This window comes from Paenibacillus sp. FSL H3-0457, from assembly GCF_037981725.1.
Classification (GTDB): Bacteria; Bacillota; Bacilli; order Paenibacillales; family Paenibacillaceae; genus Paenibacillus; species Paenibacillus amylolyticus.
The window spans coordinates 4287791-4301744 of the sequence record NZ_CP150283.1; the positions used below are offsets into that span (position 1 = coordinate 4287791).

13 protein-coding genes are annotated in these 13954 nt (G+C 47.2%); all 13 read right to left on the reverse strand.

Annotated elements, in window-relative coordinates:
- Entirely contained in the window at nucleotides 1-1308 is a 1308-nt protein-coding gene (locus tag MHH25_RS18915) for an amidohydrolase (RefSeq protein WP_036671995.1), read from the reverse strand.
- Complete coding sequence (locus MHH25_RS18920) at nucleotides 1295-1948, reverse strand: redox-sensing transcriptional repressor Rex (protein WP_076317448.1); 654 nt, start codon at nucleotides 1946-1948, stop codon at nucleotides 1295-1297. The genes MHH25_RS18915 and MHH25_RS18920 overlap by 14 nt, the downstream gene beginning before the upstream one ends.
- A gap of 219 nt (nucleotides 1949-2167) precedes the next feature.
- Nucleotides 2168-5029 (reverse strand): ATP-dependent DNA helicase DinG, encoded by a 2862-nt coding sequence (gene dinG / locus MHH25_RS18925; RefSeq protein WP_339283234.1) that lies wholly within the window; start codon nucleotides 5027-5029, stop codon nucleotides 2168-2170.
- 142 nt (nucleotides 5030-5171) lie between these two features.
- On the reverse strand, nucleotides 5172-5819 hold the full coding sequence (locus MHH25_RS18930) for a tetratricopeptide repeat protein (RefSeq protein WP_340017808.1): 648 nt from the start codon (nucleotides 5817-5819) through the stop codon (nucleotides 5172-5174).
- A gap of 93 nt (nucleotides 5820-5912) precedes the next feature.
- On the reverse strand, nucleotides 5913-6296 hold the full coding sequence (gene panD / locus MHH25_RS18935; RefSeq protein ID WP_017687742.1) for an aspartate 1-decarboxylase: 384 nt from the start codon (nucleotides 6294-6296) through the stop codon (nucleotides 5913-5915).
- On the reverse strand, nucleotides 6289-7185 hold the full coding sequence (panC, locus tag MHH25_RS18940) for a pantoate--beta-alanine ligase (protein ID WP_340017809.1): 897 nt from the start codon (nucleotides 7183-7185) through the stop codon (nucleotides 6289-6291). Before panC ends, panD begins: the two co-directional genes overlap by 8 nt.
- Nucleotides 7182-8060: a 3-methyl-2-oxobutanoate hydroxymethyltransferase gene (panB, locus tag MHH25_RS18945; RefSeq protein ID WP_036672039.1), complete on the reverse strand. Its 879-nt coding sequence runs from the start codon at nucleotides 8058-8060 to the stop codon at nucleotides 7182-7184. The genes panC and panB overlap by 4 nt, the downstream gene beginning before the upstream one ends.
- A 343-nt stretch (nucleotides 8061-8403) precedes the next feature.
- Nucleotides 8404-9381, reverse strand: a complete 978-nt coding sequence (locus MHH25_RS18950; protein WP_340017810.1) for a biotin--[acetyl-CoA-carboxylase] ligase — start codon at nucleotides 9379-9381, stop codon at nucleotides 8404-8406.
- Nucleotides 9368-10666 (reverse strand): CCA tRNA nucleotidyltransferase, encoded by a 1299-nt coding sequence (locus tag MHH25_RS18955; protein ID WP_036672006.1) that lies wholly within the window; start codon nucleotides 10664-10666, stop codon nucleotides 9368-9370. Before MHH25_RS18955 ends, MHH25_RS18950 begins: the two co-directional genes overlap by 14 nt.
- A 62-nt stretch (nucleotides 10667-10728) precedes the next feature.
- Entirely contained in the window at nucleotides 10729-11889 is a 1161-nt protein-coding gene (gene bshA, locus MHH25_RS18960; RefSeq protein WP_036672009.1) for an N-acetyl-alpha-D-glucosaminyl L-malate synthase BshA, read from the reverse strand.
- Nucleotides 11890-11988: 99 nt separating this feature from the next.
- Nucleotides 11989-12687: a bacillithiol biosynthesis deacetylase BshB1 gene (gene bshB1 / locus MHH25_RS18965; protein ID WP_036672011.1), complete on the reverse strand. Its 699-nt coding sequence runs from the start codon at nucleotides 12685-12687 to the stop codon at nucleotides 11989-11991.
- A complete protein-coding gene (gene mgsA / locus MHH25_RS18970; RefSeq protein WP_017687735.1) occupies nucleotides 12684-13124 on the reverse strand; it encodes a methylglyoxal synthase in 441 nt (146 codons plus the stop codon). The genes bshB1 and mgsA overlap by 4 nt, the downstream gene beginning before the upstream one ends.
- An 11-nt stretch (nucleotides 13125-13135) precedes the next feature.
- The gene (gene dapB / locus MHH25_RS18975; protein WP_036607633.1) at nucleotides 13136-13939 is read right to left on the reverse strand and encodes a 4-hydroxy-tetrahydrodipicolinate reductase; all 804 of its coding nucleotides are present in this window, start codon (nucleotides 13937-13939) and stop codon (nucleotides 13136-13138) included.
- Between the last annotated feature and the right edge of the window lie 15 nt (nucleotides 13940-13954).

Sequence of the window (13954 nt, forward strand, 5' to 3'; positions counted from 1 at the left end):
TTAACGAGCAAGCAGACCATCAAATGCCAATTGAGACTCACGCAAAATGCGTTCTTCATCCAACGTCAGACATTCGCCATGTTTCACCACTTGTTTTCCATCCACCCATACGTGCTCAACATCTTTAGCAGAAGCCGAGTAGATTGTATGTGAGATCAGGTCTGTATGTGGATAGAAATGTGCCTGTTCAATGTCCAAGGCGATAAAGTCAGCCTTCATGCCAACCTGGAGTGCTCCGGTATTGTTCAAGAAGATAGATTTGGCACCGTATGACGTTCCGAGTAATAACGCTTCGCCTGCTGGCACTGCCGTCGGGTCACCAGATACACCTTTGTGGATCAATGCAGCCAGTCTCATTTCCTCGAACATATCCAGGTTGTTGTTGCTTGCCGGTCCGTCTGTTCCGAGTGACACGGTAACTCCAGCTTTCAGCAACGCAGGTACCCGCGCAACACCGGAAGCGAGTTTCAGATTACTTCCCGGGTTATGGGATACAGCCACATCATGGCGGGCCAGAATCTCAATCTCTTCGTCATTCAGATGCACCGCATGTGCAACCAGGGATGGACGAGAGAAAAAGCCCAGTTTCTCCAGATGTGCCACAGGACGCAGTCCATAATCAGCCACGTTCTGCTCGACTTCACGAAGCGTTTCCGACATATGTGTATGAAGGGGAAGGTTTAGGTCGTTCGCGACCTGCACAAGCTTCTCTATGTAGTCAGGAGGGCATGTATATGGGGCGTGTGGCGAGATTACGGTTGTAATGCGACCATCTGCCTGTCCATTCCACTCACGTGCAAACGCTGCCGACTCCTCCAGCTTCCGCAATTGTTCTTCTTCCGAGCACAGCCCGATTACACCACGTGCCAGTGCTGCTCTAACGCCGGATTGCTCCACAACTTTGGCAACTTGATCCATGTGATCGTACATGTCCAGGAAAGCTGTAGTTCCGCCTTTCAACATTTCAAGCACTGATAGCGAAGTTCCCCAATATACATCTTCTGAAGTCATTTTCGCTTCCATCGGCCACATTTTTTCCTGCAACCATACTTGCAATGCAAGATCGTCTCCGTGCCCTCTGAGCAACGACATCGCTGCATGACCATGCGTATTGATCAGACCCGGCAGGAAGAACAGTCCTTTTCCATCCACTTTGGTACAATTTTTGTCTTCATCCGGCAATGTCTCACCAATATGCACAATCTTGTCATTCTCAACAACCATGTATCCGTGGACCACGTTCCATGTTGTGCCGCCTTCATTAACGGCAAATTTGCCGTTGTGAATTACCCATCTATTTGTTGTCATCTTCCTCGTCGTCCTTTCCAGTCTCCAAGTAATAGGCCAAACTAAGCAGATCCGTTGTAAAGTCAGCATGGTGAATGCGGATATGCGGCGGTGTTTTTAGAATGGTTGGTGCAAAATTAAGGATCGCTTCAATTCCTGATTCAATAAGCTGATCGGCTACATTTTGGGCTTCCGTATCCGGAACCGTGATAATTCCGATGCGAATGTTTTCCATTTTAACCGCTTCCGTCAATTCATCCATTGGTTTTACCGTCAAACTGTTGATTTGACTACCTATCTTCGGTCCATATGCATCAAATACAGCAACAATCTTCATGTTGTCTTTCAGATATGCGTTGTAGTTGGACAAGGCTTGACCGAGGTTACCCGCTCCTACCAGAGCTACATTAATTTGCTGATCGATTTTGAGAATGTGACGAATTTTTTCGATCAGATAGGATACATCATACCCGATCCCTTTACGACCAAAATCACCGAAGTAAGCCAGGTCTTTACGAATTTGGGCCGGATTCAGATCCAGCCTCTGTCCAAGCTCTTGAGAAGAAACAGTAGCCACCTCACGCTGATGCAACTCGTTCAAATAACGCAAGTATACAGGCAGACGTCGTACCACCGCTTCCGAAATTTTATCCGATTTCATTCTTGCTCCCCCTTACCAAGGCCACGATAAAATAATAGATGAAAAGATGAGCATTCTGTATAAAACTCAAAGATAAACGTGACATTTTATACGGAATGCTCCTTGTAATTTAGGTTATAAGTTCTTACGTGCAACTGCTTTAATCGGATACGGAAATATCTAATAAAGTTTAACGCCAAACGATAGTGTCATGCAATGATATAACGAACAAAACAACCATTATTTTTGTTCATTAGCAGGTTTTTCCAACCACTCGGTAATTCGTGGAACCATTTGCTCCGTGAGCATATGCTCCATTTTGGGACCAGGTAATGAGTACAAAAAGAATTTACCATAATACGCTTCAATCACCCGTGTATCATAAACAATGACAATTCCTCTGTCCTTCGCTGTACGCACCAACCGGCCAAATCCCTGCTTGAAACGAATGACCGCTTGCGGCACGGACAGTTTCATGAACGGATTTTTCTTCTGTTCCTGAAGCAACTCACTCTTGGCTTCCACCAACGGATGATTCGGTGGCTGGAACGGCAGTCGCACAATAGCGAGACAGGTTAGCGCCTCTCCCGGGATATCTACACCCTCCCAGAAGCTGCTTGTGCCCAGAAGTACCGTAGCTTTGGCATCTTGGAACCTGCGAGTCAATTTGGAACGACTTCCACTGTCAACGCCTTGACCAAGCAACGAGATGTCGTTGCCAGACAGTGCCTCCTTCAGCGGATCATAGACCTGTCGCAACATCTTGTATGAAGTAAACAGAACCATCATGCGTCCACGCGTAGCAATTGCCGTCTCTGCGAGTGATTGCACCAGCATATTAACAAAGTGCGCATCACCCACACTTCCCTTCACACTTGGGAAATCACGCGGAATCACCAGAAGTGCCTGATCGCGATAGTTGAAAGGTGATGGCAACATCGACGTTAATAGCCGATTGTTCTCGGCGGCTTCCTGCAAGCCAAGCTGTTCAATCATGAACTGGAATGACTTATCTACCGAAAGCGTAGCCGATGTAAGCACAACACTTTTCTTTTTATCAAAAAATAAATCCTTAAGTTGTGCACTCACATCTACAGGTACGGCATACAGCTGGAGAGATTTGCTGCGGAATTGGCCGCTGGCTTCCATCCAGTACACCGTTTTGGCGTCATCCATACGCATGAAGAAACGTAGATTCTCCTTCAATGTGGTCAGATCTTTCAGCAGTCCTGTAATGTCCGTGATCAGACTATCCGATTGATAATCATCCTGATCCTCTTTCACTTCAAGCAGCAATTTGTCCCCTTTGCGAACCAAATCGCCCAGAGTCACATAGATCTGGTTCTCCAGATCCTGCAACTCCTGCCATTTTGCAGGTTTCTGAGATGCTTTCAGACGCAGTGAAAATTGCCCCGTCTCTCCCGGTGAAGCATCACTTCGTTCAGGCAAGAGACCAAACAAGGCATCGCTCATACGATCCCACAGCTCCTTAACTTCAAGAGCGAGCGGGAACATCTGATCCACCATGGAGCCCCATTGCACCGAATTTTCATGCCCGGAAAACTGCGAACGAAGCATAGGTAGCTGACCATTACGACTGTCTTTAAATAGGCGGGTCAGTGTATGAACCAAGGTGAAATATTTCATATGCATTCCAAGATGTTTACCAGCGACATCCTCCAGATGATGTGCCTCATCGATCACAAGACTCTCATAGGCTGGCAGCAGCTGATGCGCGGCTTTCACATCCGTAAATAATTTGGAGTGATTGGTGATTACGATATCAGACAACCCTGCTTCATGTTTGGCACGATGGTAGAAGCATTTACGGAACCATGGACAGGATCTTCCCAGACATGATTCGGATTCACTCTGTACGGTCTCCCAGAAGTCCCCTCCGCGTCCGCTAAGGTTAAGTTCCTCATCATCTCCGGTTTCGGTCTGCGTAAGCCAGACGATCATCTGAGCAGCTGTGAAATAATCCTCTTTCGGTGTGGCGAATTCACGTTTATTGATTTTGTGTTCAAATTTGCGCAGGCACAGGTAATGTCCACGTCCTTTGAATACTGCAGCCTTAAACGGGAACGGAACCACTTGAGTAAGCATCGGAATGTCCCGCTCTCTCAATTGCTCCTGCAGATTGATCGTATGCGTGCTAACCATAACTTTCTGTTCTTGCTTCACACTTTCGTAAATAGCAGGCAACAGATACCCTAGAGATTTACCGGTACCCGTTCCAGCTTCGATCAAGAGATGTTTCTCTTCATCCAAGGCTTGCCTTACACTGCTGAACATCTGAGTCTGCGCTTCACGCTCTTCGTAATGATCCAGTGTATCCTTCAGATTCTCCCGAACCTGGTCCATAAACTGTTCGAAGCTTACACCATCGAGGGGGTTAGCCTCCCGCTCATCGCGTGGTGCACCAATATCGGTCCAATCACTTACATTAAGAGCAAGCTGACGATAATAGGTATGTCCGTCCAGGTCCTGAATCGGCTCTGCTTCCTTCTCACTGCGCATTCCGTCCAAAAACCAACCCAAGTCACTGTCTTCTGGTGCAAACAGGTCACTGAGGCGCTGAATCGTTATGAGCGGTAATTCCTTTAACTCATCCAGACACTTGAGTAGCACATAGGCTGTCGCCAGTGCATCACTGTCTGCCTGGTGAGGGCGATCATGTTGAAATCCAAATTCGGAAGACACATAACCGAGTTGATAAGAACCCAGTGATGGGAATGTGATCTTCAGAAAATCAATCGTGTCCAGAATGCGGCCAGTGAACGGCAAATAACCGCAACGGTCAAGAGCATTCTGCAAAAAGTGAAAATCAAAAGCGACGTTGTGTCCAACAAGCACCACATCATTAAGCAGCGGAACCATCTCCATCATCATCTCTTCGAGTGAAGGAGCGTCCGCCACATCTGCATCGGTAATACCCGTCAACCCCGAAATAAACGGGGGAATCGGTACACCAGGGTTCACATAAGAACTATATATTTGAGTTATGCTGTAGTCATGATCTATGATGGCAAGTCCGGCCTGTATAATCTCACCGTCGGACTGCGTGCCGGTTGTTTCGAAATCCAATACGGCAAATTTCATTGCAATGTACGGTCCCTTCCATTCCAGTCTATGTTACAGCATAGCAAAAAAAAGGGGATTTGAAAATTAACTGACAAAAAAGCGGTGTCCCCGCCGCTATGCCAAAGGAGGGAACACCGTTTTTTTGTCGCCGAATTCCCGCTTAATGAAGGGTGGTCAGCTGATTAGCATATTGCAATTTTCCCCTGTTCAACCTGCATGCTTCCATGTTGTACAGTGGTTCGGTCAATGTCGGGTCATACTGAAGGGCCTGTGTAAAGAGTGAACATGCAGCTTCGGGATTCGCAAGCTTGACTTGAATACAGCCCAGGGCGTTACACACAAGCCCTTTCAAGCGAGGTGAACCTTTAAGGTACATGATCTGCTGTAAATGTGTTCCGGCTTCCGCCATTTGTTCCAGATTCAGATACGCCAGCGCCAGGTAAAAACGAGTTAATGCACTCTCCGGATGGTCGGTCACAACCTGGGAGAATTGCATGATCGCCTGCGGATACATCTGTAATTTGAAATAACCCTGACCTCGACTGAAACATTCCAGATGGAGTTCAGGCAGAGCGGTAACAGCTTCCTGTTCCGGTTCAAGGGAAGCAGGCTTATCCATCTCTCGCTCCCTCACCTGGCTCATCTTTTCTTCAAACATCAGCCATTCATCCAGCATTCCGTCACTCATCCGCTTAAGCAAGTTCCACTTTTGCAGCAATTCTTGTTTGTTCAGGCCTTCAGCGGAAGGATAGCTCTTGATAATTTCATCTAACATGTCGTTCATTTCTGCGAAAACATGCTGGAACATCGATGCATCCCCACCCTTGAAAAAATGGATTAGTGCAGTGACCTGTACTCATTTTTTGCTTCAAGGGCCGATTTCATTCTCCTTACCAGTCGATTACATAATTGTTGCGTGGACTTCCTGTTTCATCGTTTGTACAGGTTTATTCTGTCCATCAACAAATACAACGGTTGGTTTGTGAGTATTTGCCTCTTCTTGCGACATCATGGCGTAAGAAATGATAATGACGTTATCTCCAGGCTGTACCAGACGTGCAGCTGCGCCGTTAAGACATATGACCCCGCTTCCGCGTGGTCCTGGAATCACATATGTTTCCAGACGTGCACCATTGTTGTTGTTCACAATTTGCACTTTCTCGTTTTCCATCAAGTCGGATGTTTCCATCAAGTCTTCATCTATGGTAATACTACCCACATAGTTCAAGTTGGCTTCCGTTACCGTAGCCCGGTGAATTTTGGATTTCATCAGTGTTCTAAACATGGGACAGTACCTCCGATTTTTGCAACCTTATATTGTCAATCAATCTTGTTTTTCCGAATTTTACCGCAAGTGCAATGAGCAGATCGTCACGGCCTTGAACTTCCTCCTGATCTGCGAGAGGCTCCAGACTTGGAAAAGCCTGAATCTCGGCGTAGTCGATAACGGCAAGCGGTGAGGTTGCAATCTGCTCGCGCAGAATACGACGGATATCTGCGGCTGTAGTAGCTACACCTGTATCTGCGGCTTCCTGAGCTGCACGCAGTGCCTTCGACAGAACCAACGCCTGTGTACGCTGTTCTGGGTTAAGGTAGACGTTACGTGAACTGAGGGCAAGCCCATCCTCTTCGCGAACAATCGGACAGGGTACAATTTCTACAGGCATATTCAAATCATTCACCATCTGTTGAATGACCGCAACCTGCTGAGCGTCTTTCATTCCAAAAAATGCACGCTGTGGCTGTACGATGTTAAACAGTTTGGAGACTACGGTCGTTACCCCGTCAAAATGCCCCGGACGGGAAGCGCCACATAAGCGCTCCGTCAGTTTTGAGACAGATACCGTCGTTTGCGTTGCCTGTGGATACATCTCTTCAACAGAGGGAATAAATACGATATCCACTCCTTGTGAGCGTGCTGTTTCCACATCTTTGGCTTCATCCCGCGGATAGCTGTCAAAATCTTCATTAGGGCCAAATTGAATTGGATTAACAAATATGCTTAATACCACGATATCGCTCTGTTGTCTGGCTGCCTGCATCAAGCTTGCATGACCTTGATGAAGATAACCCATTGTTGGTACAAGACCTACAACAGACGCACTGGACCGAATCGCTTGACGCTTCAGGCTTAGTTCCTGTCTTAACTCTGCGATTGTCCGTAATACTTTCATGAGTTACTCCCCACCTTTTCCTTGCGTTGTCCGCCGTACAGTTGATCCAGAACACCATCCGCCGCATTGAATACATGCTCTTCGGCAGGGAACGAACGATCTTTCACTTCTTTCACGTAAGCTTCGATGCTGGTTCTGATTAATGTACCCACATCTCCATAGGTTTTGACAAATCGTTTGGGCGTATACGGAGAGGCATATTGAACCACATCGTGGAATACCAGTACCTGACCATCACAGCCTCGTCCTGCTCCAATTCCGATGGTAGGGATGGACAGTTCCTCCGAGATCGCCCGTGCAACTTCTTCCGTAACCAGTTCAAGCACAATGCCAAACGCACCTGCAGCTTCCAAGGCTTTGGCTTCGTCCATCAAACGTTTCGCATCCGCTGCATCCTTGCCCTGAATGCGGTAACCACCAATCTGATTAACCGATTGAGGTGTCAGTCCGATATGTCCAAGAACAGGCACGCCTGCTTGCACAACTGCTCTGACGGTGTCCGCTATCTCGACTCCGCCTTCCATTTTAACCGCATGGGCATGCCCCTCTTGCATCAGTCGACGGACACCCTTAAGCGTCTCATCCACGCTGCCATGATACGTCATAAAAGGCATATCAGCCACAATAAATGTCTTCTCAGCACCGCGCACTACGGAACGTGTGTGGTATACCATGTCGTCGATGGTCACCGGAAGCGTCGAATTATAACCCAGTACTACATTGCCGAGTGAATCACCAACCAGGATCAGATCAATACCTGCTTCCTCTGCTAGGAGCGCTGTTGGATAATCGTAAGCCGTGATCATGGTAAGCGGCACGCCATCCTGCTTATATTTTTTCATTTTCACAATATTCAACGCTTGTTTGTTCGCCATTTTTTTCATGGCTCCTTTCTTCTTTTCAAATAAACGCAACAAAAAAACCTTTTAGTTTTCCACTAAAAAGTCCCGAAAAGTCAAAAAAGAGTCACTTGCGATCGTCCCTTCTGTCTCGGTCCTCTTCGGCTCAGAGCAGAATCCAACAACTCACTTAAACGTATTTCATTCTTGCACTGCGGTCTGCTTATATAAAACACATCAAAGCAGAACAAAGGTTACTGTTACGGGAGTGCAATTCGGTCTGCATTAGCCGATATCGCCTCACGAACACAGTATACCAAAGTTCTGCTCAAACTTCACGTCTTATGTTCATTTTACCAGTGAAAATTCGACAAATTGTTTATGATTTCCAGGAAATCTCACCAGAGATGATTAGCGTATGTTCTCCATCGTGCTTCTCCACGATAAGTGCACCAGAAGGGTCAAGACCAATTGCCTTCCCTTCAATGACACCATGAGGATTCGTCACTGTAATCTCTCGATTCATCGATACGGACAGGGCCTCCCATAGAGCTGAGATCACGCCAAATCCTTCTTTTTGATACAAAAAATACAACTGTTCAAGCTCCGTCAAAATGGCAGCCGTTAGTTTGGTGCGATCAACGGATTGACCCGTCTCCATCTTGAGCGAAGTAGCGATTGTGGTCAGATCTTCCGGATAATCCTCGGGATCAAAGTTCACGTCAACGCCTATACCTGCGATACAGTATCTGACTTCATGATCTTCTACCGTAGATTCAAGCAATATGCCACATACCTTGCGTCCGTTAATCAACACATCATTTGGCCATTTGATGCCCGCATCAGCTCCTGAACAAGCTCGAACGGCACGACATACAGCCACTCCTGTTAATAAAGTTAGCTGCGGCGTATGCTGAAGTGGTAGATCAGGGCGTAACAGGACACTCATCCAGATTCCTTTACCCGGAGGAGAGAACCACTGTCGACCGAAACGTCCTCTTCCTCCTGTTTGTTCTTCCGCAATGACCACAGCGCCTTCTGCCTGCCCTTGCTCAGCTAGCTTGAGAACATCCCCTTGCGTAGACAGGGTCGAAGCCAACAAAACAGCCTTACGGCCAAATACGGTTGTATCCAGGGCCAATTGGAGGCCAGTAGCGTCAATGCTATCCGGCTTCGTTACCAGACGGTATCCTTTGCGGGATACCGCTTCAAACTCATAACCCATGTCTCGCAACTTGTTCACATGTTTCCACACAGCGGTCCGACTGATGGACAGATTACGGCTGATCTCTTCACCCGATACGAATCGTCCTTCTGCATTTAATAACATATGTAACAGATCTTCATGTTTGGTCATCTTGAACCACCCGCTTCACTTCTGCACTCAGTGCTTCATGCTGATTCGCTATCGTTCCAATCGCCGTTTCTCGTAACAAATGTTTCATTAGTTGCCCCAGCCAAGGTCCGCCTTTGCGCTGCACCATTTGTAACACTTGTTCCCCTGTAATATCCAACTCTTTCAAGTCATGCACAGGGATCGATTGACTCCATTCGGCTGCAAGCTCTTGTACTAATACAACCTGCATTTCTGCCGGTTCGGACTGATTCCGCCATTCTGCTGGCAGTGCAGACTGTATTCGAAGCCAATCATCCGCCGCCTGAACGCCACAAGCCAGAACAGTAACGATCCAATCGGAACGGAGACTGACCGTATCCTTCGGCTCCTGCACGGAAGTATGAATCAACTGTTCCACCTGGAGGACCCCTGTTATACGAGAACGATGTTCATTGGAAAATGTCCACTGACGTAATAATACATCTGCTTCATCCTTGCTATAACCGCCAGCAATCAGGATGAGTGACCAACGAAGCAACACATGCTGACCTGACAATTGTTCCAAATTGGATAACAACATCTTGTTAAATCGGGTCGAGCTTACCGGCGCTTTGATATGCGCAAGGGAATCACTTCTGTATAACAGCTCCAACCCTCTTAAAGGATGCGGTCCAGACATCATTTTTACCATCTCGGTACGTACCCGTTCCATTGCTATATGTTGAAGCAGGTCTTTCTGCCTTACAAGACCCTTCCACGTGTTATGGGCAATTTTGAAATCAAATACGGAAGCAAACCGGACACAGCGGAGCATCCGCAGTGCATCTTCACCAAATCGTTCCATCGCAGAACCCACACATCTGACTCGCTCTTCCTTGATATCTGCCTGTCCACCGAACGGGTCAACGATTGTCCCAGTGACGTCCATAGCAAGAGCGTTCATCGTGAAGTCACGCCGCTGTAAGTCTTCCTTGATATCCTGAACAAATTGAACCGCAGCAGGTCTGCGATTATCCTGATATTCGGATTCTGTTCGAAATGTGGTCACTTCAAAGTAATAACCGCCTGAACGAACGGTAACCGTACCGTGTTGCAAACCTGTAGGAATACAATCGTCAAACAGTTCCATGACTTGCTCAGGAGAAGCAGATGTCGTGATATCCATATCGTCCACAACACGTTCCAGCAATTCGTCACGAACGCAACCACCTACCCAATATGCCTTGTAGCCATGTTTGTTTAATGTTGTGAGTACATTCTCACTTTGCATTGCCATTTCACGATCTACCTGTGTCCATTGAACCACCACATATCACCTCTTCTCTTGCCTGTTGTGGTATGCACAGTATGATTTCGTCTAAGAAATGATTAACCGCAAACCGGCTTCAGATTCGGAACTTCCCTTCCCAACACCCGGTAATATATCTGTTCATATTCATGCCGAATAGCATCATTGCAAAAGTCGTGATGCGCGCGCTGAAGACATGCTTCCCTGAACTCAGCAGCCAAACGATCGTCCGTCAACAAACGAATGGTGTTCTCGGCCATGGATTGTGTATCCCCAATCGCGGATAAGTAACCCGTCTTACCATGTAAGACCAGTTCCGGAATTCCTCCGGCCTGTGAACCGATCGTGGGTACGCCACAAGCCATTGCTTCGAGCGCCACAAGTCCGAAACTTTCCTTCTCCGATGGAAGCATCAACACGTCCGCCATGGAGATGACCTGAGCAATGTCATCCTGTTTGCCAAGGAAATGAACTTTATCATTCAAGCCGAGATCATTAATTTTCCATTGCATCTTCGGCAAATCAGGTCCTTCACCAACAAATAACAGTTTGGCAGGAACCTGCTCCTGTACCTGACGGAAGACCTCTACCACATCCTGAGTTCTTTTCACCGGTCGGAAATTGGAGATGTGCATTAATATTTTTTCGTCAGGCGTAGCAAAGTCTCTTCGCAGACTGGCAGCATCCCGCGGATAATATATTCGTTTGTCAATAAAATTATAGGTTAGATCGATTGGACGCTGAATATCCAGCAATTCGACCGTTTCTCGAATCAAATCTTGTGATACGGCAGTAACCGCGTCACTTTCATTAATGGCTAGACGGATCAGATCCTTCAGAGATTCATCCTGAGCCAGAACCGTAATATCCGTTCCATGTAACGTGGTAACCACTTTAAGGCCGTCCCCTACCATTTGTTTCGCCAGAAAGGCACATACTGCGTGTGGCACGGCATAATGAACATGCAGCAGATCTAGCTGCTGTGACTTAGCCACCTGAGCCATCTTTGTTGCCAGTGACAGGTCATACGGAGGGTAACGGAAAACATAATAATCATTTACTTCAACTTCGTGATAAAAAATATTTTTCTGGAACGTACCCAGTCTGAACGGGATACTGTTGGCAATAAAATGAACCTGATGCCCCTGTTCGGCAAGTAATTTGCCCAGTTCCGTTGCGACAACGCCAGACCCGCCGAGGGACGGATAACAGGTGATGCCGATTTTTAGCTTTTTATCCATCCTGTGGACGCTCCTTTGATCTCCCGCTTCATGCAGGTTGATATAATGCAATGGAATAATGAAACCCTTCGTTTCATTAAACGTAAAATGTGAAATCGCTTATTGGGCACCCGAGCCAAATTGATGAACCACGTAAGGTGTAATTGTAGCAAAACCTTCTGCAAACGGGATGAGACTGCGTTGTCCGAGCAAGGAATCGCGGGCTCTTACACGATCAATATACCCTTGATTCAATGGCGTTGAGACCGCTCCGTCTCCCAGTTCGAATTGGGAACGATAAGAGAGTAGTGATGCTTCTTTTTGCTCATAGTGTTCCGTAATATCAACAATCAAATCCGTAGGTCCGATGTCATTAATAAAGTAAAAATAAAGTTCCTTCACCTGCAAGGCAGGCATGTCAGGCATATAGTTGCGAAGCTTAGCGTTAAATACAGCCTCCTGCACAAGCTTACTGCAATTGACATGATCCGGATGACGATCTTCCCAATACGGAGCAAACACCATCCGAGGGGCATGACGTCGTATCTCAGCCGTCACCGCCTGTACATGTTCAGGCGTAAGATACAAGCCACGATCAGGAAGCCCCAGATTCGTTCGACACGAAAGACCGAGGACGCGGGAGGCTTGCTCCGCTTCCTCGGTTCTGCGCTCTACTGTTCCGTTGGAAGACATCTCAGCACGAGTCAGATCACACACGCCTACTTTCAAGCCGGCAGCGGTATGTTTGGCAATCGTTCCACCCATACCAATCTCCGCGTCGTCTGCATGTGCTCCAAAGATGAGAATATCCAGACTCATTCGGAATCACCTGAATTCAATCCAGCCTCCGGCTTGTACTTATGTACCAGCTCTCTCCAGGCAAAATCGCCACGATCCAGAGCCTTAACCAGAATCTCAGCGGTTGCGATATTGGTGGCAAGTGGAATTCCCTGCACATCACAAAGACGTAGCAACGCATTAATATCCGGCTCGTGAGGTTGTGCCATCAATGGATCGCGCAAGAAAATAATCAGATCCATCTCATTTTGCGCAACCAAAGCTCCAATCTGCTGATCTCCGCCCAATGGGCCTGATTCGAATCGATGAATCTTCAGAGACGTTCCTTCCATAATACGAAGGCCTGTTGTTCCTGTAGAATATAATTGATGGTCCGTAAAAACAGGCTCATATGCCGTCACGAAGTTAACCATCTCTTCTTTTTTACGATCATGGGCGATAAATGCTATTTTCAACATGACAATCTCCTTTAGTCGATAAAGTGGTCAAATCCGTAGATCATTCCTGTATACTCCATAACCTTTTGCACACCAATCTTAACACCAGGCATATAACCTGCGCGCTCGTAGGAGTCATGCCGAATTTTGAGTGACTGTCCATAATCTCCGAAAACAACTTCCTGCTGCGCGAACACACCAGGCAATCGTACACTGTGAATTCGGAAACCATTGTAATACCCGCCTCGTGATCCTTCAATCGTTTCTTCTTCATTCGGATTACCTTGACGAAGTTCTTCCCGATTGGCAGCAATCAGTTCCGCTGTTTTGATCGCAGTTCCTGAAGGAGCATCCAGCTTCTGATCTCCGTGATATTCGATGATCTCCACATTTGGCATATGTTTGGCAGCCTGTGCTGCGAATCGCATCATCAAAATGGCACCAATCGAGAAGTTAGGGGCAATAAGCCCTCCAATTCCTTTGTCCTGGCACTGCTTGTCCAACTGTTCGATCTGCTCCGGCGTGAAGCCAGTAACACCCATGACAGGTCTGACTCCATGACGGATCGCGATCTCAGTATGTGCAAACGCAAATTGTGGTACTGTAAAATCAACCATAACCTGAGGTTTTGTTTCGGCAAAAGCCATTTCGATATCATCAGTCACCAGCACCCCACACTCTGGCAAACCAACAAGGGTTCCTGCATCCGTGCCTGCTCCGGAGCGGTTGACAGCCGCTGCAAGCTCCAATTCCGGGTCCTGAAGTACCAATTTCACAACTTCACGGCCCATACGGCCTGCCGCTCCGATCACGGCAACTCTGATTACTTCACTCATATTGACTGCATCTCC